Annotated in this window: 19 protein-coding genes; 10 read left to right on the forward strand and 9 right to left on the reverse strand. The window is 74.3% G+C overall.

Annotation, left to right across the window (positions count from 1 at the left end):
• Positions 1 to 22: 22 nt before the first annotated feature.
• The 3 genes from AB6N24_RS05445 to AB6N24_RS05455 all read right to left on the reverse strand — a co-directional run bounded on the left by AB6N24_RS05445 (position 23) and on the right by AB6N24_RS05455 (position 2195).
• Positions 23 to 505, reverse strand: coding sequence for an ATP-binding protein (locus tag AB6N24_RS05445; protein WP_412868409.1), 483 nt, complete (start codon positions 503 to 505; stop codon positions 23 to 25).
• Positions 506 to 616: 111 nt separating this feature from the next.
• A complete protein-coding gene (locus AB6N24_RS05450; protein WP_412868410.1) occupies positions 617 to 1390 on the reverse strand; it encodes an HAD-IIA family hydrolase in 774 nt (257 codons plus the stop codon).
• 61 nt (positions 1391 to 1451) lie between these two features.
• Positions 1452 to 2195: a VTT domain-containing protein gene (locus AB6N24_RS05455; RefSeq protein WP_412868411.1), complete on the reverse strand. Its 744-nt coding sequence runs from the start codon at positions 2193 to 2195 to the stop codon at positions 1452 to 1454.
• 195 nt (positions 2196 to 2390) lie between these two features.
• On the opposite strand from AB6N24_RS05455, the gene AB6N24_RS05460 reads away from it, so the two are divergent.
• From AB6N24_RS05460 to fbaA, 3 genes are all read left to right on the forward strand, one after another.
• Positions 2391 to 3803, forward strand: a complete 1413-nt coding sequence (locus AB6N24_RS05460) for a pectate lyase family protein (protein WP_412868412.1) — start codon at positions 2391 to 2393, stop codon at positions 3801 to 3803.
• Positions 3804 to 3924: 121 nt separating this feature from the next.
• Entirely contained in the window at positions 3925 to 4692 is a 768-nt protein-coding gene (locus AB6N24_RS05465) for a TrmH family RNA methyltransferase (RefSeq protein WP_412868413.1), read from the forward strand.
• A gap of 79 nt (positions 4693 to 4771) precedes the next feature.
• On the forward strand, positions 4772 to 5791 hold the full coding sequence (gene fbaA, locus AB6N24_RS05470; RefSeq protein ID WP_034632514.1) for a class II fructose-bisphosphate aldolase: 1020 nt from the start codon (positions 4772 to 4774) through the stop codon (positions 5789 to 5791).
• Positions 5792 to 6017: 226 nt separating this feature from the next.
• Here fbaA and AB6N24_RS05475 read toward each other — a convergent pair whose 3' ends face one another.
• Positions 6018 to 6494: an STAS domain-containing protein gene (locus AB6N24_RS05475; RefSeq protein WP_258724705.1), complete on the reverse strand. Its 477-nt coding sequence runs from the start codon at positions 6492 to 6494 to the stop codon at positions 6018 to 6020.
• Between the two features lie 135 nt (positions 6495 to 6629).
• Between AB6N24_RS05475 and AB6N24_RS05480 the strand changes: the two genes are divergently transcribed.
• Complete coding sequence (locus AB6N24_RS05480; RefSeq protein WP_412868414.1) at positions 6630 to 8717, forward strand: SpoIIE family protein phosphatase; 2088 nt, start codon at positions 6630 to 6632, stop codon at positions 8715 to 8717.
• Between the two features lie 146 nt (positions 8718 to 8863).
• On the opposite strand, the gene AB6N24_RS05485 is transcribed toward AB6N24_RS05480, so the two are convergent.
• Complete coding sequence (locus AB6N24_RS05485; protein ID WP_412868425.1) at positions 8864 to 9235, reverse strand: STAS domain-containing protein; 372 nt, start codon at positions 9233 to 9235, stop codon at positions 8864 to 8866.
• Positions 9236 to 9360: 125 nt separating this feature from the next.
• On the opposite strand from AB6N24_RS05485, the gene AB6N24_RS05490 reads away from it, so the two are divergent.
• The 3 genes from AB6N24_RS05490 to AB6N24_RS05500 all read left to right on the forward strand — a co-directional run bounded on the left by AB6N24_RS05490 (position 9361) and on the right by AB6N24_RS05500 (position 12741).
• Positions 9361 to 9786, forward strand: coding sequence for a DUF3151 domain-containing protein (locus AB6N24_RS05490; protein ID WP_412868415.1), 426 nt, complete (start codon positions 9361 to 9363; stop codon positions 9784 to 9786).
• A gap of 263 nt (positions 9787 to 10049) precedes the next feature.
• A complete protein-coding gene (locus tag AB6N24_RS05495) occupies positions 10050 to 11336 on the forward strand; it encodes an adenylosuccinate synthase (RefSeq protein ID WP_412868416.1) in 1287 nt (428 codons plus the stop codon).
• Positions 11337 to 11385: 49 nt separating this feature from the next.
• Positions 11386 to 12741 carry a hypothetical protein gene (locus tag AB6N24_RS05500; RefSeq protein WP_412868417.1) on the forward strand — a complete coding sequence of 452 codons (1356 nt, stop codon included), beginning with the start codon at positions 11386 to 11388 and terminating at the stop codon, positions 12739 to 12741.
• A 129-nt stretch (positions 12742 to 12870) separates the two neighbouring features.
• On the opposite strand, the gene AB6N24_RS05505 is transcribed toward AB6N24_RS05500, so the two are convergent.
• From AB6N24_RS05505 to AB6N24_RS05520, 4 genes are all read right to left on the reverse strand, one after another.
• Entirely contained in the window at positions 12871 to 13821 is a 951-nt protein-coding gene (locus tag AB6N24_RS05505) for a diacylglycerol/lipid kinase family protein (RefSeq protein ID WP_412868418.1), read from the reverse strand.
• A 92-nt stretch (positions 13822 to 13913) separates the two neighbouring features.
• Positions 13914 to 14894, reverse strand: a complete 981-nt coding sequence (locus tag AB6N24_RS05510; RefSeq protein WP_412868419.1) for an NAD-dependent epimerase/dehydratase family protein — start codon at positions 14892 to 14894, stop codon at positions 13914 to 13916.
• A gap of 142 nt (positions 14895 to 15036) precedes the next feature.
• A complete protein-coding gene (locus AB6N24_RS05515; RefSeq protein ID WP_412868420.1) occupies positions 15037 to 15858 on the reverse strand; it encodes an ABC transporter permease in 822 nt (273 codons plus the stop codon).
• Complete coding sequence (locus AB6N24_RS05520) at positions 15855 to 16820, reverse strand: ATP-binding cassette domain-containing protein (protein ID WP_412868421.1); 966 nt, start codon at positions 16818 to 16820, stop codon at positions 15855 to 15857. Before AB6N24_RS05520 ends, AB6N24_RS05515 begins: the two co-directional genes overlap by 4 nt.
• A 143-nt stretch (positions 16821 to 16963) precedes the next feature.
• Between AB6N24_RS05520 and AB6N24_RS05525 the strand changes: the two genes are divergently transcribed.
• The 3 genes from AB6N24_RS05525 to AB6N24_RS05535 form a co-directional block, all read left to right on the forward strand.
• The gene (locus tag AB6N24_RS05525) at positions 16964 to 17491 is read left to right on the forward strand and encodes a hypothetical protein (RefSeq protein ID WP_412868422.1); all 528 of its coding nucleotides are present in this window, start codon (positions 16964 to 16966) and stop codon (positions 17489 to 17491) included.
• Positions 17485 to 17865, forward strand: coding sequence for a hypothetical protein (locus AB6N24_RS05530; RefSeq protein ID WP_412868423.1), 381 nt, complete (start codon positions 17485 to 17487; stop codon positions 17863 to 17865). Before AB6N24_RS05525 ends, AB6N24_RS05530 begins: the two co-directional genes overlap by 7 nt.
• Before the next feature lie 116 nt (positions 17866 to 17981).
• Positions 17982 to 18575, forward strand: a 594-nt coding sequence (locus tag AB6N24_RS05535) for a hypothetical protein (RefSeq protein WP_412868424.1), incomplete at its 3' end; no start/stop codon positions are given.

An 18575-nucleotide genomic window follows, 5' to 3' on the forward strand; every position in this document is an offset into this window, starting at 1 on the left:
GGCGCCGGTCGCGAGTGCGGGGTCAGCCCTGGCCGGGGAAGACCGCCCACACGTGCTTGGTCGCCTCGGCGGTGTACCACCCGACGTCGACCGAGAGCCGCCGCGCGATCTGCAGCCCGAAGCCGCCGTTCCCGGGGATGCGCGCGCCCGCGACGTAGGGCGTCGTGTTGAGGTCGTGGTCCGCGACGTCGAGCAGGTAGCGCGTGCCGTCGCGCATGAGCCGGACGATCGTCGGCGGCTTGCCGTGCTCGAGCGCGTTGGTGGCGAGCTCGGAGGCCACGAGCACCATGTGGTGCGCGACCGGGCCGAGCTCGTCCTGCGGCACGGCGCCGTCCGCGGTGACCTCACGGAGGATCTCCGCGCGCAGCTCCGTGAGCTGGCGTGCCGAGTCGAGCGTCCACGTCCGGACGAGCGAGAAGCTCGCGGGTGGGTCGGAGCTCTGCAGCCCGTCGTCGGACTCGGTGTCCTGCTCCGGTCCTGGGGCGGTCGTCCTGGGGTCGGCCACGGTGCTCCTCGAGTAGGTGCGCGCAGCTTGCCCTACGCACCCCGCGACCGTAGGCCCACGGCGGGGTCGAGGCGAGCGGACGCCGCGTCCACGGACGCACTTCGCCCGTCGTCACACGCGCGCGACGAGGTCCGCGATCGAGTCGAGCACGTGGCTGGGCCGGAACGGGAACTTCGCGATGTCCTCGCGGCGGGTCGAGCCGGTCAGGACGAGGAAGGTCTGGAGGCCCGCCTCGATGCCCGCGACGACGTCGGTGTCCATCCGGTCGCCGATCATCGCGGTCGTCTCCGAGTGCGCGTCGATGCGGTTGAGCGCCGAGCGGAACATCATCGGGTTGGGCTTGCCGACGAAGTACGGCTTGCGCCCGGTCGCGGCGGTGATCATCGCGGCGACCGCGCCCGTCGCCGGGAGGTCGCCCTCCGCGCTGGGCCCGGTCACGTCGGGGTTCGTCGCGATGAAGCGCGCGCCGCCCTTGATGAGCCGGATCGCGCGCGTGATGGCGTCGAACGAGTACGTGCGGGTCTCGCCGAGCACGACGTAGTCCGGGTCGGTGTCCGTGAGCGTGTAGCCGACGTCGCGCAGCGCGCCCGTCATGCCGTCCTCGCCGATCACGTAGGCGCTGCCGTCCGGGAGCTGGTCGAGCAGGAACTGCGCGGTCGCGAGCGCCGACGTCCAGATCGCCTCGGTGGGCACCACGATCCCGGCGGCGGCGAGCCGGGCCTGCAGGTCGCCGGGAGTGAACATCGAGTTGTTGGTCAGGATCAGGAAGGGCCGGCCGGCGTCGCGCAGCGCACGCACGAAGTCGGCCGCACCCGGCAGCGCGTCGCCCTCGTGGACCAGGACGCCGTCCATGTCGGTGAGCCAGCTCTGGATGGTGCGGGTCATCACGGTCCCCCTCGGGTCGTGCTGGTCGACGCGCGGGCCTGCGCGCGGTCCGCGCCGCGGGTCACTCCCCGGCGATGTCCTCGCGGGCCACGCGGGCGCGCTCCTCGGGCTCGTCGTACCGCTCGTCGCGCTTCTTGCTGCGGGCGCGCAGCAGCTCGACGACGATCGGGACGACGGAGATGCCGACGATCGCGATGAGGATGAGCTCGATGTTGTCCTTGACGAACGTGACGTTGCCCAGGAAGTAGCCGAGCACCGTGACCCCGACGCCCCACAGGAGCGCGCCGACGACGTTGTACGAGACGAAGGTGCGGTACTTCATGTTGCCGACGCCGGCTGCCACGGGCGCGTAGGTCCGGACGAACGGCACGAAGCGCGCGACGATGATCGTGCGGCCGCCGTACTTGTCGAAGTAGGCGTACGTCTGGTCGATGTACGACTGCTTGAAGAAGCGCGAGTCGGGCTTGCTGAAGATCTTGGGGCCGGCCTTGCGGCCGATGAAGAACGCGACCTGGTCGCCGACGAACGCCGCGGCGAACAGCGCGAGGCACAAGGCCCACAGCGGCACCGAGATCTCGTCCTGCGCCACGAGCATGCCCGCGGTGAACAGCAGCGAGTCGCCGGGCAGGAACGGGAACAGCAGCCCCGTCTCGATGAACACCACCACGACGACGCCGATGAGCGCGTAGGCGCCGAAGGACCGGATCAGGTGGTCGGCGTCGAGGAAGTCCGGGCCGATGGCCGGCACGGCACCGCCGGCGGACACAGCGGCGGACACGGTCGCGTCGAGGGCAGCGAGGAGCACGTGCTCCAGGGTACGGGGCGGAGGTGGAGCCGGGTGGCGGGTCCGGTGACGAGGACGTGCGCAGTCCGGCCGCGACGGGGGGGATTGCGCTTTCCCACAGCGCGTGGAACGGTGAGCGGCAGCGCCGACGCCGACGTGCGGACCCCGCCGCACGCGTCGTCGCGCGCGCTCCGGACGAGACAAGGGAGTCTCCGCATGCACCTCGACGCACCGTCCCGACCTCGACGCGGCGCCCGCCTCGCGGCCGTCGTCGCCGCAGGGACCGTCGCCCTCTCGACCCTCGCCGTCGCCCCGGCCCACGCAGCCGGCGCCGGCACCGACCACCGCCCGCCCCACCGGGACGGCCGCGACCTCGGCCGCGAGGTGCTCGGGGCCCGCGACGGCTGGGCCGCGGCCAACGGCGGCACGACGGGCGGCTCCACCGCCGACGCCGCGCACGTCTTCACCGTCCGCACCTGGGCCGAGCTCCGCGCCGCGCTCGGCGGCACGGGCGCCCGCACCGACACGACGCCCCGGATCGTCTACGTGGAGGGCGAGATCGACGCCTTCGACGCGGGCGAGGGCCGGCGCCTGACCTGCGAGGACTTCGCGAGCCAGGTCCCCGTCGGCGGCGACCCCGCGGTGACGTTCTCGATGGACGACTACATCGCGGCCTACGACCCCGCCGTGTGGGGCACCGCGGACCCGGCCGGCCCGCTCGAGGACGCCCGCGTCGCCGCGGCCGCGCTGCAGGCCAAGCAGACGCAGCAGCACGTCGGCTCGAACGTCACGATCGTCGGGCTCGGCGACGCGCGGATCGTCGGGGCGAACATCCGGGTCCGGGACTCGCGCAACGTCATCCTGCGCAACCTCACGTTCTCCGACGCGTACGACTGCTTCCCGCAGTGGGACCCGACGGACGGCGAGACCGGCAACTGGAACTCGGCCTACGACAACGTCTCGGTGTGGACGTCGACGAACGTGTGGGTCGCGAACAGCACCTTCGACGACGGCGACCACCCGCACGAGTCGCTGCCCGAGGTGTTCGGCCGGCCCTTCGAGGTGCACGACGGCCTGCTCGACATCACGCACTCGTCGAACTACGTGACCGTCTCCTACAACCGGTTCCTCAACCACGACAAGACGATGCTCATCGGCTCGTCGAACAACCGGCCCGCGGACGTCGGCACGCTCAAGGTCACGATCCACCACAACCTGTGGGAGGGCGTCGGCCAGCGCGCCCCGCGCGTGCGCTACGGGCAGGTGCACGTCTACAACAACCTGTACGTGCAGGCCGAGGACGACGACGACCTGTTCCAGTACTACTGGGGCCCCGGCACCGAGTCCTCGCTCTACGTCGAGAACAACGCGTTCAAGCTGCAGAAGGGCACGCCGGCCTCGGCGATCCTGACGAACTGGGGCGCCACCCGGTTCACCGAGAAGGGCACGTGGGTCAACGGCCGGCCGGTCAGCGTGCTCGACGCGTTCGTCGCCGCGGGCGGCACGCCGTTCGGCTCCGACGCCGGGTGGACGCCCACGTACGTCGAGCGCGTCGACCCGACGAACCGGGTCGCGAGCATCGTCCGCAAGGAGGCCGGCGCGGACCGGTACTTCGAGAAGCGGTCCTGACCGGCGCACCACCGGGCACCGCGCCCGGCGCCTCTCCCTCGGGGGACGGCGCCGGGCGCGTGTGCGTCCGCCCACCCCGTGACGCCCACCGACCGCCGGTGGCGTCGCCGAGGATGGTGCCGTGACGACCGGCCCGCACGACCCGACCCGCTCGCCCGCGCACCGGGCACCCGACACCGGGCCCGCCGCCCAGCCCGACGGCGCGCCGGACCCGGCGCCGCAGGACGGCGTCGGCGTCGGCCCGTGGCCCGGGGGGCCCGACGCGTGGCCCGACCTCGCCGGGCCCGACGGCCGCCCGCGCTACGACCCCGAGCTGCTCGCGCACGGCGACCGGCGCAACGTCGTCGACCGCTACCGGTACTGGACCCTCGAGGCGGTCGTCGCGGACCTCGACACGCGCCGCCACCCGTTCCACGTGGCCGTGGAGAACTGGGCCCACGACCTCAACATCGGCTCGGTCGTGCGCACCGCGAACGCGTTCGCGGCGGCCGAGGTGCACATCGTCGGCCGGCGCCGCTGGAACCGCCGCGGCGCGATGGTGACCGACCGCTACCAGCACGTGCGCCACCACCCGACGGTCGACGACCTCCTGGCGTGGGCCGCGACCGCGGGGCCGGACGGCGGTGGGCTGCCCGTGCTCGGGGTCGACAACCTCCCCGGCTCCGTCCCGCTCGAGGGCTACCCGCTGCCGCGCGCGTGCGTGCTGGTCTTCGGGCAGGAGTCCGTCGGCCTCTCCGACGCCGCGCGGGCCGGCGTGCGGGACGTGCTGCACATCGCCCAGTTCGGCTCGACGCGGTCCATCAACGCGGGCGCCGCGGCCGCGATCGCGATGCACGCGTGGGTCGCGCAGCACGCCGGCCCGCCCCCGGACGCCGCGTCCGCTGGGTAGGACGTCCCGGCGCTGCCGGTAGGAGGACGTGCCAGACTCGGGGGGAAGCACACCCCTCTACACGCAGGAGATGCCCGCGATGCCCATCGCTACCCCCGAGGTGTACAACGAGCTGATCGACCGGGCGAAGGCCGGCAAGTTCGCGTACCCGGCCGTCAACGTCACGTCGTCCTCGACGCTCACCGCGGCCCTCCAGGGCTTCGCGGACGCCGAGAGCGACGGGATCATCCAGGTGTCCGTCGGTGGCGCGGAGTACGCGTCCGGCGCGACGATCAAGGACCGCATCGCCGGTTCGCTGGCCCTCGCCGCGTACGCGCACGAGGTCGCCAAGAACTACCCGATCACGGTCGCGCTGCACACCGACCACTGCGCCAAGCAGAACCTCGACTCGTGGGTCCGCCCGCTCCTGGCCCTCGAGGCCGAGCAGGTCAAGGCCGGCAAGCTCCCCACGTTCCAGTCGCACATGTGGGACGGCTCGTCCGTGCCGCTCGACGAGAACCTGGTCATCGCCGAGGAGCTCCTCGAGCTCTCGCAGGCGGCCCGCACGATCCTCGAGATCGAGGTCGGCGTCGTCGGTGGCGAGGAGGACGGCCACACGGCCGAGATCAACGACAAGCTGTACACGACCGTCGAGGACGGCCTGGCCACGGTCAAGGCGCTCGGCTCGGGCGAGAAGGGCCGCTACCTGACGGCCCTCACGTTCGGCAACGTGCACGGCGTCTACAAGCCGGGTGCCGTCAAGCTGCGCCCGTCGATCCTCGCGGAGATCCAGAAGGCCGTCGGCGACGCCATCGGCAAGGAGAACCCGTTCGACCTCGTCTTCCACGGCGGCTCCGGCTCGACCGAGGCCGAGATCGCGGAGGCCGTCGACAACGGCGTCATCAAGATGAACATCGACACCGACACGCAGTACGCGTACACGCGTCCCGTCGCCGGTCACATGTTCGCCAACTACGACGGCGTCCTGAAGATCGACGGCGAGGTCGGCAACAAGAAGATGTACGACCCCCGCGTGTGGGGCAAGGCCGCCGAGGCCGGTCTCGCGGCGCGTCTCGTCGAGGCGGCGCAGCAGCTCCGCTCGGCGGGCCACAAGCTCTGAGCCTCGCGCCCAGCAGCCTGAGCACGACCTGACGGACCGGGGCCCGGGACCGACGCGCACCGCGTCGGTCCCGGGCCCTCGTCGTGCCTGCGCGCCGGGGTGTCCCGTCGGGCTCCGCGCGGGCGGACCCGGCGCGGCGTCCGGCCGCGGACGTCCGGCCGCGGACGTGCAGGAGCCCGGCCGCGCGCGGGCGACCGGGCCTCCGGCGTGCTGGGTCTGCGGCGGGTCAGGCCGTGGTGTCGGGGGAGGTGCCGCCGGTGTCGGGCACCGCCTCGAACGCCGTCGTGGAGTCGTCCTCGACGACCTCGAGCAGCTCACCGATGCGGGTGACCTCGAGCAGGAACCGCACGGTCGGCGGCACCCGGAGCAGCTGCACGGGGTGCTGGCTGCGGATCGCGAGGCGCGCGAGGAACGCGACGCCCGACGAGTCCATGAACGTCACGTGGTGCGTGTCCACCTCGATCGGCAGGCCGACCTCCTCGGCCTCCGTGGTGGCCTCCTGGAGGTCCGGGCCGAGGTCGGCGTCGACCTCGCCGGAGAGCACGATGCGCGTGCGGTCCGCCCCCAGGATCACGTGCACCGCGCCGGGCTCGCCGTTGACCGACGTGCTGCCCTGCAGCGGCGCGGTGGCTCGGTCGGAACCACCCGCGGCGTGCAGGTCCTCAGCGGGCTCGTCCGGCCCCGGGCTGTTACCGTCGCGCACGATGCTCCTTCCCGGGTGAGGTCAGCCCTCGGGCCCCGAATCACGCAGAGCCCGCGGCAGATCGCGGGGTACGTTCGGCACGCTAGACGATCGGAGGTGGTCGTGGTCAACTCCGGGACCACACAATCTCCACACGTGCCCCTGCACGAGCTGCCCGCGGCGGCGCTCTCGGCGGTCGACGTTCCGGTCTTCATCACCGCCGACGACGGTGGCTCGTGGCCGATCGTCTGGGTCAACGAGTCGTTCGTCCGCACGACCGGTTTCACCGCGTCGCAGGTCATGGGCCGTGAACCGGGGATGCTCCGGTCGAGCACGACCGACGAGCAGGTCGTCGAGCAGCTGCGGACGTCGATGCGCGCGGGTGTCGGGCGCACCGAGGTGCTGCGCGCCGAGGCCGCCGACGGTTCACCCTTCTGGGCACGCGTGTCGGTCTCGCCGCTGCGGGACGGCGACACCGTGACGCACTGGGTCGTCGTGCTGGTGGACGTGACCGAGCTCATGGACCGCGACGTCGAGCATGCGTCCCTCGTCGCGTCCGAGCGCCGCGAGCGCACGTCGCTCGCGCTGGTCTCGCAGGTCTCGGACCTGCTGATGGACATCGACGACCCGCACACGCTCCGCGAGATCGCCCGGCTCCTCGAGCGCGGGCTCGTGCGCTGGGCAGGCTTCTACCTCAACGACGACGGCCTCCGGGCGGTCGAGGGCGTCGACGCGCACTCGGCGCCGAGCGGGCGCGGGAACCGCCACGGCAACGTGCCGCCCGACCAGGTCGAGACCGAGGCCGACGCCGACCCGGTGCAGCAGCTGCTCGACGGGGAGGGCGACGGTCCCTACGAGCTCGCGCTGCGCACCGACCGGCCCGCGACGAGCGCGTCCGGCTGGCTCGCACGCCGGCTCGGCGCCGGCGCGCGGGAGGCCCGCGACCGGCTGCCCGACGACGTCGAGAGCGTGGTGCTGCTGCCCGTGCCCGGCCGCCGGCGCATCCTCGGCCTGCTCGCGGTCGTCCCGCGCACCGGCACGGGCGTCGACGTGCTCGACGAGGCGACGCTCACCGTGCTCAGCCTGACCGTGCGCCGGGTCGGCCTCGCGGTGGACAACGTGCGCCTCTACGCGCGCGAGCACCGCCTCGCGGAGACGCTGCAGCGCGCGATGCTCCCCGAGCAGGCCGAGGTCGACGGCCTCGACGTGTGGACCTACTACGCGCCCAACTCGGAGCACGCGCAGGTCGGCGGCGACTGGTACGACGTCCTCCAGATCGCCCCGGACGTCGTCGGCGTCGTCATCGGGGACGTCGTCGGGCACGACGTCGAGGCCGCCGCGGCGATGGGCCAGCTCCGCTCCGTGGTGCGCTCCTACCTCTTCGAGCAGGCCGAGCCGGGCGCGGTCCTCTCGCGCGTCGACCAGCTCGTCGCCGGGATGCGCGTGCCGCGGCCCGCGGGGCTCGTGCTCACCACGATGCGCCGGCGGGAGGGCGGCGGCTGGCGGGTCGACTACTCACGGGCCGGGCACCTGCCCGTGCTGCACGTGCGCGCCGGCGAGGTGACGCGGCTGTCCGGCGCGGGCGGGCCGCTCATCGGCTTCGGGCGGTCGCCGCGCGAGAGCGCCGGGACGGACGTGCGGGCCGGCGACTTCCTCGTGTTCTACACCGACGGGCTCATCGAGCGGCGGGACCGGTCGCTGCGCCAGGGCGTCGAGTCCCTCACCGAGATCGCCGCCGGCGTCACCGCTCTCGACGCGGCCGGGATCGGCGAGGAGGTGCTCTCGAAGCTCGCGGACAGCCCCGAGGACGACGTCGCCGTCGTCGTCGTGCGCGTCCCCGGGCCCGACGACGAGACGAGGCGCTCGGGCAGCCCGCGCGTGCGGCGCTGGGTGCTGCCGGGGGAGGCCGCGTCGATCGGGCGTGCCCGGCACGCGGTGCTGCGGACGGCGCGCGCGTGGGACCTCGCGGGCGTCGGGCACGCCGAGCTCGTGGTCTCGGAGCTCGTCGCGAACGCCGTGCTGCACGGCTGGGGGCAGGTCCAGCTGCGCCTCTACGACACCGGCGACGGGCTGCGCATCGAGGTCGAGGACTCCAACCCGACGCCGCCCGTGACGACCGACGGGCACCCGGGGCGCATCGGGGGGTTCGGGATGCAGATCGTGGAGCGGCTCGCCGACTGGGGCTGGCGGCCGGCGCGCGGTGGCAAGCTCGTCTGGGCGAAGGTCCGGGACTCGCGGCGCTGACGGGTGGGCCGGCGGGTGACCCCGGCGTGGCCCTGGACGGCGGACCGGGCGCTGCCCGACCGCAGGACCCCGCGCGCGTCGGCCCCGGGACGACGACGGACCCGCCGCGGCGTGCGACGGGTCCGGACGAGCGGGTGGTGCGAGGGTCAGGCCGAGGGCGTCGAGCCCGTGCCGGCCGGACGCTGGAAGCCCGACTCCTGCTTGGTGTGCGTGCACGTGTCCTCGACGCGGAACAGGTCGAGCGCGCCGCAGACCTCGAGCACGAAGAGGTCGCGCGCGTCGGCCCCGCGCAGGACGGTCGCGCCGCCCCGGCTGCGGGACGAGTCGGCGAGCGTGATGAGGAACGCCGCGCCGGTCGAGTCCATGAACGTCACGCCGCACATGTCGATGACGAGCAGCTGGCGGCGCAGGCCCACGACGCGCGCCGCGATCTCGGGGAACCGGTCGCGCTCGGCGAGGTCGAGGTCCCCGTCGATCACGAGCGTGGTCGAGGTGGGGGAGCTCGAGATCTCGATCATGGCCATCCCGGGAGAAGGGTCGGTGGGCATGCTGACTGTAACCACCGTCCAGGTGGCCCGCATTCCCTGGCCCCCGGCGCCGGTCGCGCCCGTGCCGCCGGTCGTCGGCCTGCGAGACTGGCCCGATGAGCCATCAGAACCTCCTCGGGCCCGAGCCGACCCTCCTGCCGACCGACGGCGCGGACGCCGACGCCCGCGGGGCCCTGCAGTCGGGCGCCGACCTGCGCGAGGCCGCACGGCGGTACCCCGCGTCGTCGTACGCGTGGGCGCTGCTCGCCGAGCAGGCGCTGTCCGAGACGGGCGACCCCGTCGCGGCGTACGCCTTCGCGCGGACCGGCTACCACCGCGGGCTCGACGCGCTGCGCCGCGCGGGCTGGCGCGGCCAGGGCCCGGTGCCCGCCGACCACGAGCCGAACCAGGGCTTCCTGCGGGCGCTGCTCGCGCTGCACGAGGCGGCGGAGGCCATCGGCGAGGACGACGAGGCGGAGCGCTGCGCGCAGTTCCTCCTCGACTCGGGGACGTCGGCCGACGAGGTGTCCGGGCTGCGCTGAGCCGGCAACCGGTCCGGGCACCGGCGCCGGGGCTGCCGTCCGCGGCGTCGGCCCGTGGCGTGCGGCCAGCGGCGTCCGGCCAGCGGCGTCCGGCCAGCGGCGTCCGGCCCGGCGAGCGTCCATGACCCCGCCTTTACCGGTCCGCTAAACTCCCGGAGGTACTGGGTCACTGCCGCCCGTGCCCCGGGTCCCCGGCCAGCGAGCCGCCTCGCACCGAACCATCGCGGACCGGACCGCTGGCAGCCGTGGAGAGTGGTGATCTGATGCCCGCCGTCGTGGTGCTCGGGGCCCAGTGGGGCGACGAGGGGAAGGGCAAGGCGACCGACCAGCTCGCCTCCCGCATCGACTACGTCGTGAAGTTCAACGGCGGGAACAACGCCGGGCACACGGTCGTGATCGAGGGCGAGAAGTACGCGCTCCACCTCCTGCCCTCCGGCATCCTCTCGCCGGGCGTCGTCCCCGTGATCGGCAACGGCGTCGTGATCGACCTCGAGGTGCTGTTCCACGAGATCGACGCGCTCGAGGCGCGCGGCGTCGACACCGGCAAGCTCCTCGTCTCGTCGGCCGCGCACCTCATCGCCCCGTACAACCGCACGATCGACAAGGTCACGGAGCGGTTCCTCGGCAAGCGCAAGATCGGCACCACCGGTCGCGGCATCGGCCCCACGTACGCGGACAAGATCAACCGCGTCGGCATCCGCGTCCAGGACCTCTTCGACGAGAACATCCTGCGCCAGAAGGTCGAGGGCGCCCTCGACCAGAAGAACCACCTGCTCGTGAAGGTCTACAACCGGCGCGCGATCACGGTCGACGAGGTGCTCGACGAGCTGCTCGCGAACGCCGACCGCCTGCGCCCGCTCGTCGCCGACACCCCCCTCGTGCTCAACCGCGCGCTCGACGAGGGCAAGACGGTCGTGTTCGAGGCCGGTCAGGCGACGATGCTCGACGTCGACCACGGCACCTACCCGTTCGTCACGTCGTCCTCGGCCACGGCCGGCGGCGCGTGCACCGGTTCCGGCGTCGGCCCGACGCGCATCGACCGCGTCGTCGGCGTCATCAAGGCGTACACGACGCGCGTCGGCGAGGGCCCGTTCCCGACCGAGCTGCTCGACGACACCGGCGAGTGGCTGCGCAAGACCGGCGGCGAGTACGGCACCACGACCGGCCGCCCGCGCCGCACCGGCTGGTACGACGCCGTCGTCGCCCGCTACTCCGCGCGCATCAACGGGCTCACGGACCTCGTCGTCACGAAGCTCGACACCCTGACCGGCCTCGAGAAGGTCCCGGTCGCGGTCGCCTACGACGTCGACGGCACCCGCCACGACGAGATGCCGCTCGACCAGAGCGACTTCCATCACGCGAAGCCCGTCTACGAGGAGTTCCCCGGCTGGTGGGAGGACATCTCGCAGTGCCGGTCGTTCGACGACCTTCCCGTGAACGCGCAGCGCTACGTGCTCGCGCTCGAGGAGATGTCCGGCGCACGGATCTCGGCGATCGGCGTCGGGCCCGGACGTGAGGCGGCGATCGTCCGGCACGACCTGCTGGGCTGACCGGGCGACGTCTCCCCGGACGGGTCCGGGGACCTGCGATGATCCGCGCGTGGATCTCGACTCCGTCGCCGGCACCGTGCTCGTCGGCGCCCTGGCGCTCGCCCTCATCGGCTCCCTGACCTACGCGGTCGCGAGCAGCCGCGCCGCGTTCCTGCTGGGCGTCCGCGAGGAGGCCCCCTGGTGGTTCCGGCGTGCCGGCGCCCGGACGCAGGGCCTCGTCGTCGCGTACCTCGGCGCAGCCGTCGCCGTCGGCGCCCTGGCGTCGCTCGGTGTGAACGCGGTGCTCGACGACGCGCGGACCCTCTCGTGGACCGCGGGCTGGGTCAGCGCCGTGCTCCTCGTCGCCGCCACGATGAACCGCTTCGGCCCGCTCGTGGTCAGGGTGGCGTCGGACGGCAGGGCGACCTGGGACGAGCCCGAGGAGGCCGACTTCGTCGAGCCCGACGACGCGCTCGACGACGTGGACGCCCGGGCGGCGCGCGAGGCGGCGCTCACCGGCGACTGGCGTCCCGCGGCCCACCTCCTGGCGGCGACGACCGACCACGACGCGCGGTACCGCCGGGTCAGCGTGCTCGCGAACGCGGCTCTGCGGCGCAGCTCCTGGCTCGATGCGTGGCTGCGCGAGAGCCCGCGCGACCAGCACGCGCTCGCGGTCCGGGCCGAGCTCGCCGTCCGGCGCGCCTGGGAGATCCGTGGCGGGGAGTGGACGCCCAAGAGCCCCGACCGCTTCCTCGATGCGCTCGCCGACGCGGAGGAGTGCGCGCGCGAGGCGATCGCCGTCACGCCGTCCGACCCGAGCCCGCGCGTGTCCCTCCTGACCGCCGCGCGCGGCCAGGAGGTCGACCGGGACGAGTTCGACCGCCGGCTCGCCGGGCTCCTCGCTGTCGCCCCGGACCACCTCGAGGGCCACGAGGCGGCGCTGCAGTACAAGGCCGCGAAGTGGTTCGGGTCCGCGGACGAGATGTTCGCCTTCGCGCGTGAGGCGTCCGCCCGGGCGAGGCCCGGCACGGCGCTCGCGCTGCTGGTGGTCGTCGCGCACGTCGAGCACGTCCTCATGCTGACGAGCCGGTCCCCGAAGCTCGCGAACAAGCACGCGGAGGACCCGTCGACCCGTGCCGAGATCGCGGCGGCGGAGGCACGGTGGCGCGGGCCGGACGGTCCTTCACCGGTGGGCCGCTCGCGGGCCCACAACCTCCTCGCGTTCGCGTGGTGGCTCGCCGAGGACGCCGACGCGGCTCGCGATCACCTCGCGCACACGCGCGAGCACCTGTCCGCGTGGCCGTGGGAGTACGCGGACGAGCCGACGACCGTGCACGCGCAGGTGCAGGCGTGGGCCCGGGCGCGCACGGGCTCGACCGCCGGCAGCGGCGTGCGCGCCGTGGGGAACGGCGCGGCGACGCGCTAACGCCGCGCGGGTGCGTCGGGTGCCCGGTTGCCCGCGGGGGACCCGGTGCGGTCACGTCGTCGGCTCGGTCGAGGCGGCCCGGCAGCCCTCGTGCCCGATGCAGGCCGCGGGCGTGCGCCCGGTGAGGGGTCAGCGGCGCGGGACCATGACGCGCAGCGCCGCCGCGGTGACCTCGACGTGGATCGGTGTGGTGCCGGAGACCTCGCCGTCCACGTCGACCGCCATCGGGCGGTCGGTCGTCACGAGGAACTCGGTCGCGCTCAGGTGGCCCTTGCGCGCGACCGGCTCCCACGGCGTCACGGCCTGACGCGCTGCCGCGCCCGCGGTCGAGAGGCGTGAGCGGCCGCCGAGCGCGTACGCTGTGAGCAGGCGGTCCTCGAGGCTGGCGTCGCGCGCGATCGGGGTGCCCGCGTGCATGCGCCCGTTCGCGATGTTCAGCTGGTGCGTCACGACCTCCCACACGACGTCGCCGCTGCGGACCTCCGCGACGAACGGGCGGTGGCGGGCGAGCGACACCGCCGCCGTCGCCGTGTACGCGGTGCGGCCGAGGTGGCGCTTGAGCCGGTGCGGCGTGCGGCCGGCGACGTCCGCCGAGATGCCGATGCTCACGAGGTTCGCGAAGTAGTCGCCGTCGACGCGTCCGAGGTCCACCTGCGCGACCCGCCCACCGGTCACGACGTCGACCGCGGCACGCGGGCTGCGCGGCAGCCCGAGGCTCCGGCTGAAGTTGTTCGTGGTGCCCAGGGGGACGTAGCCCAGGACGGTCTCGCTGTGCGCGAGGTGGTCGACGACGCTCGCGATCGTCCCGTCACCGCTGCCGACGACGAGCATCGAGGGCCCGCCCGCGAGGAGCTCCGGGAGCAGCACCGGCAGCTCCGCGGCGGGGTCCGTGACGAGGTGCGCGGCGGTGAGGTCGACGCCCTGGGCGGTCAGCAGGTCGCGGAGCCGGGGGAACGCCTCGGCGCCGCGGCGGGACCGGCCGTTGACGAGCAGGACCGCGTCGCGCGCGGGGAGCTCGGGGCGGGCGTGCGCGATCGCGTGCGACGGGGTCGGGACCGACCGGTCGGAGGTGGGGGTCACGGGGGCATGTCTACCCACACCGGGCAGGCGGGCGCCAGGAGCGGGTGGGACGTGCGCCGAGACGGGTGACGGCGCCGCGAGCGGTGGGGGCGTCAGGCCGGCCCGAGCAGCGCGGCCTCGATCTCCTCGGGCAGCCCGTGCCGGGCGCGGTCGGGTCGCTGCGCGGGGGTGCCGTCCGCGGTGAGCCACCGCCACGTGTCGGCCACGGTCTCCTCGACGGGGCGGCACGCCAGCCCTGTCGCGGCCGCACGGGAGGCGTCGCCCTCGAAGAACCCGGCGAACTCGCCGACCTCGGGGACCCAGCACGGCAGCTGCGTCCACGGCTGGGCGCCCGCGGCGTCGAGCGCCGCCTCGTCGACCCACACGAGCTCGGCGTCCGCGCCGGTCGCGGCGACGCAGGCCTCGAGCAGCGACCGGGTCGTCGCGTGCCCGGACCTGCTCGTGACGTCGACCGCGCCGCCAAGCCCCTGCTCGAGCCCGGACAGCAGCCAGCGGGCGGCGTCCCGCGCGTCGACGTACTGCAGCGGCCGGTCGGGGCGGCCCGGCGCGACGACCCGCCCGCCGCGCGCGATGCGGGTCAGCCACCACGGGAGGCGCCCGATGTCCTCGTGCGGCCCGAGCAGCAGCCCGGCGCGGGCGAGCAGGGCCTGAGGGTGCGCGGCGAGGACCCCGAGCTCCGCGCCGCGCTTGAGCGCCGGGTACTCGCCGTCCTCGGCGCGGGGGTCGCCGTCGACGACCGTCGACGTCTCATCGACGTGCCTGCCCCACGCGTAGACCGAGATGCTCGACACGTAGCCGTAGGCGCCGGTGCGCCCGGACAGCAGCGCCGCGGCGTCCGAGACGACCCGCGGGGAGCCCGACCAGGTGTCGACGACCAGGTCCCACGTGCCGCCGTCGAGCGCGCGCTCCACCTCGGCGGTCGAGGTGCGGTCCGCGACGAGCGTGCGGGCTCCCGCGGGCGGGTTGCCGGTCACCCCGCGGTGCAGCGTCGTGACGTCCCAGCCGCGGTCGAGGGCGTCGGCGACGACCGCACGGCCCAGGAACCGGGTACCGCCGAGCACGAGGAGTCTCATGCGGCGAGCCTGCCAGCGGGTGGGTCAGCCCGGACAGCCGCGTACGCGGGCAGCAGAACGTGCCGCCGCACCGCCCCGGCCGCACGCGACGGCCAGGAGCTCGCAACCGCACCACCGCGGGTGTCCGCGGCGGCCGGGCCCGTCAGCGCGCGGCGGCCCGCTGGTACTGGCGGACCGTCAGCGGCACGAAGACGACCAGCAGCACGACGCCCCACAGGAGCGTGTAGAGCACGGGGTTCTGCAGCGGCCACGCCGTCGGCTCCGGGGTGCCCGGCGGGATGTTGCCGAACAGCTCGCGCGCCGCCTGCGTCACGCTCGACACCGGGTTCCACTCGGCGAACGTCTGCAGCACGGGCGGCAGGTTGTCCGACGGCACGAACGTGTTCGCGATGAACGTCAGCGGGAAGATCACGATGAACGTCGCGTTGTTGAACACCTCGGGCGTGCGCACGAGCAGGCCGACGTACGCCATGAGCCAGCTGATGCAGTACGCGAAGAACAGCAGCAGCGCGTAGCCGAGCGCCGCCTCGCCGACCGAGGTCGTGATGCGCCACCCGACGACGAGCCCGGTGAGCGTCATGATCAGCACGGTCAGGACGTTGTTGACGACGTCGGCGGTCGTGCGACCCACGAGCACCGCGGACGGGGCCATCGGCAGCGAGCGGAAGCGGTCGATGATGCCGGTCTTGAGGTCCTGCGCCATGCCGGAGCCGGTGATCGTGGCGCCGAAGATCATGGTCTGCGCGAAGATCCCGGCGATGAGGAACTGCCGGTAGAGGTCCGGGTCGACCTCGGGCGTCCCCGGCAGCGCGATCGAGCCGCCGAACACGTACGCGAACAGCAGCACGAACATGATCGGCGAGATGATCGACCCGACGAGCAGGTCGGGGACGCGCTTGATCTTGATGAGGTTGCGGCGCGTGACGGTCCAGCCGTCTCCGAGCGCCTGTGCCAGACCGGTCACGCGCGGGCCTCCTCGGTGGGTCGGTCCTCGGCCTCGTGCCCGGTGAGCCGCAGGAACACGTCGTCGAGCGTCGGCCGGCGGATCCCCGCGTCGAGCACCTCGACGCCCGCGTCGTCGAGCGCGCGGAGGGCGCCGACGAGGGCGCTCGACCCGCCGTCGACCGGGGCCGTGACCGTCCGGGTGTGCTCCTCGACGACCGGGGCGCCGGCCGCGACGGCGCCGAGCGCCTCGCTCGCCCGCGCGAGGTCCTCGGTGCGCGTGACCGTGACGTGCACCCGCTCGCCGCCGACCTGCGCCTTGAGCTCGTCGGACGTGCCCTCGGCGATCACGCGCCCGTGGTCGATCACCGCGATGCGGTCGGCGAGCCGGTCCGCCTCCTCGAGGTACTGCGTCGTGAGCAGCAGCGTCGTGCCGCGGGCGACGAGCTCCGAGATGACGTCCCACATCGCGAGGCGGCTGCGCGGGTCGAGGCCGGTGGTCGGCTCGTCGAGGAACAGCACCTCCGGCTCGGCGACGAGCGCCCCCGCGAGGTCGAGCCGGCGCCGCATGCCGCCCGAGTACGTGCTCACGGGCCGGCGCGCGGCGTCGACGAGGTCGAAGCGCTCGAGCAGCTCGTCGGCCCGCTCGCGCGAGCGCCGGCCACCGAGGTGGTAGAGCCGTCCGACCATGTCGAGGTTCTCGAAGCCGGTGAGGTTCTCGTCGACCGCGGCGTACTGGCCCGAGACGCCGATGCGCGAGCGCAGCGCCTTCGCGTCGCGCACGACGTCGAGCCCGACGACCGTCGCGGTCCCGGCGGTGGGCCGCAGCAGCGTCGTCAGGACGCGGACCGCGGTCGTCTTGCCCGCGCCGTTCGGGCCGAGGAGGCCCAGCACGGTCCCCTCCTCGACGGTCAGGTCCAGGCCGTCGAGCGCCCGGACGGAGCCGTAGGTCTGCACGAGGCCGTGCGCGGTGATGGTCGACACCCGAGCCAGTGTGCTCGGCACCACCCACACGGACCAGGACGAGCCGGACATCGCGCCGGATCGGGCAGCAGGTCGCTGCCGCGCGTATCCGACGGGCGCGTCGGGCGTCCTCCGTGTCCCGGCAGCGAGAGGAGACGAGCACCATGACGCGAGCAGGCGACCCGCGCGACGCGGGCCGGCAACCCCTCACGGTCCGCGACCAGTACGGCAACGTGATCAACAACGTCGACCGCGACCAGATCTACCAGCAGTACGTGCACAACGTGAAGGTGGAGCGGGACGGGTTCCTGCGCGACGTCGCGGCGACCCGCACCAAGGCGCGTGCGCTCGTCGTCGTCGGCTTCGTCGCCTTCCTGGTCGGCTTCGGCGCGTTCGCGTACGGGGTCCTGACGTTCATGGCCGAGGTCGGGAGCCTCGACCTCGACGCGATGCAGGCCTCCGGCCCCGAGGGGCTGGCGCCGTTCGGGCCGCCCGTGCTCGGGATGCCGCTCGGGCTGCTCGGCTGGGCGCTGGCCGCGCTCGGGACGGTCCTCATGGTCGTCGGGGCCGTGCTGCACGTCGTCGCGACGGCCCGGCGGCGGCGCGTCGACCGCGAGCACCCGGTGCCACCGCCCGTCCCGCCGCCGTGGTGGAGCCCGACGTCCGTGCAGGGAGGTGGGCAGCCGTGGTGAACGTGAGGGGTGGCCAGAACGCCACGGTGATCAACAACGTCGACGGCGACCAGCACAACTACGACGCGCGGACGGTCGGCGACGGGACGCAGGCCGCCCTGGGTGCGGTGCGCGACCTGCGCGCGCTGCTCGACGGCCTCGGCCTCGACCCCGCGACGGCGCAGGCCGCCCGCGCGGACGTCGCGGAGATCGAGCAGGCGGCGTCCGCGGGCGACAAGGAGCGTGCCGGGGGGAGCGTCGAGCGGCTCACCGCGAGGCTCGACCGGGCCGGGCGGCTCGCGTCGGCCGGCGCGGCCCTCGTGCCCCCGCTGCGGGTGCTCGGGGGCTGGCTCGGCGGGCTCGGGGCGGGCGTGCTCCAGATGCTGCCCGGCTGACGTGGCCCGGCCGCTCACCGGGGATCGACACGCTCCGCACAGCGCCGCCACAGCCCCGCGTCCGAGGGTCGGAGGCACACCCCGGGACCGGCCCGGGACGCACCGAGGAGCACCCCATGAAGCTGAACCACAGGCTCGCCGCAGCCGGCGTCGCCGGAGCCCTCGCGGTGACCGGCCTGACGGCGGTCGTCGTCGCCCCGCTCGCGTCGGCCGCGAGAGACACCGCCACGGCCGACGCGACCGACGACGCGACGGCCCGCGCCGCAGGCCGCGTCCAGGCGATCGCCGACGCGCTGGCCGGGCTGGTCGGCGACGGCACCCTCACCCAGGCGCAGGCCGACGAGGTCGCGACCACGCTGGCCGGGTCCGACGCGCTGCGCGGCGGCGGGGGCCACGGCGGCGGGCGCGGGCTCGAGCTGACCGCGGCCGCGGAGGCGCTCGGCCTGACGGCCGACGAGCTGCGCACCGCGCTCACCGCCGACGGCGCGACCCTCGCGGGCGTCGCGGAGGCGGAGGGCGTCGAGCTCTCCGCCCTGACCGATGCGCTCGTGGCGGCCGGGACCGAGCGCATCGAGGCCGCGCTCGCCGACGGCCGGATCACGCAGGAGGAGGCGGACGCGGCGATCGCGGCGCTGCCCGCGAAGGTCGCGGAGCGCGTCGAGCAGGAGCTGCCCGCCGGCGGCCCCCGTGGGCACGGCGGCGGTCCGGGC

This window comes from Cellulomonas jepli (assembly GCF_047229345.1).
Taxonomy (GTDB): Bacteria; Actinomycetota; Actinomycetes; order Actinomycetales; family Cellulomonadaceae; genus Cellulomonas_A.

Coding starts and splice junctions, on each gene's coding strand:
- AB6N24_RS05525 (WP_412868422.1), top strand. CDS start 16,964: ATGACGCGAGCAGGCGACCCGCGCGACGCGGGCCGGCAACCCCTCACG.
- AB6N24_RS05495 (WP_412868416.1), top strand. CDS start 10,050: ATGCCCGCCGTCGTGGTGCTCGGGGCCCAGTGGGGCGACGAGGGGAAG.
- AB6N24_RS05490 (WP_412868415.1), top strand. CDS start 9,361: ATGAGCCATCAGAACCTCCTCGGGCCCGAGCCGACCCTCCTGCCGACC.
- fbaA (WP_034632514.1), top strand. CDS start 4,772: ATGCCCATCGCTACCCCCGAGGTGTACAACGAGCTGATCGACCGGGCG.
- AB6N24_RS05450 (WP_412868410.1), bottom strand. CDS start 1,390: ATGACCCGCACCATCCAGAGCTGGCTCACCGACATGGACGGCGTCCTG.
- AB6N24_RS05485 (WP_412868425.1), bottom strand. CDS start 9,235: ATGATCGAGATCTCGAGCTCCCCCACCTCGACCACGCTCGTGATCGAC.
- AB6N24_RS05510 (WP_412868419.1), bottom strand. CDS start 14,894: ATGAGACTCCTCGTGCTCGGCGGTACCCGGTTCCTGGGCCGTGCGGTC.
- AB6N24_RS05460 (WP_412868412.1), top strand. CDS start 2,391: ATGCACCTCGACGCACCGTCCCGACCTCGACGCGGCGCCCGCCTCGCG.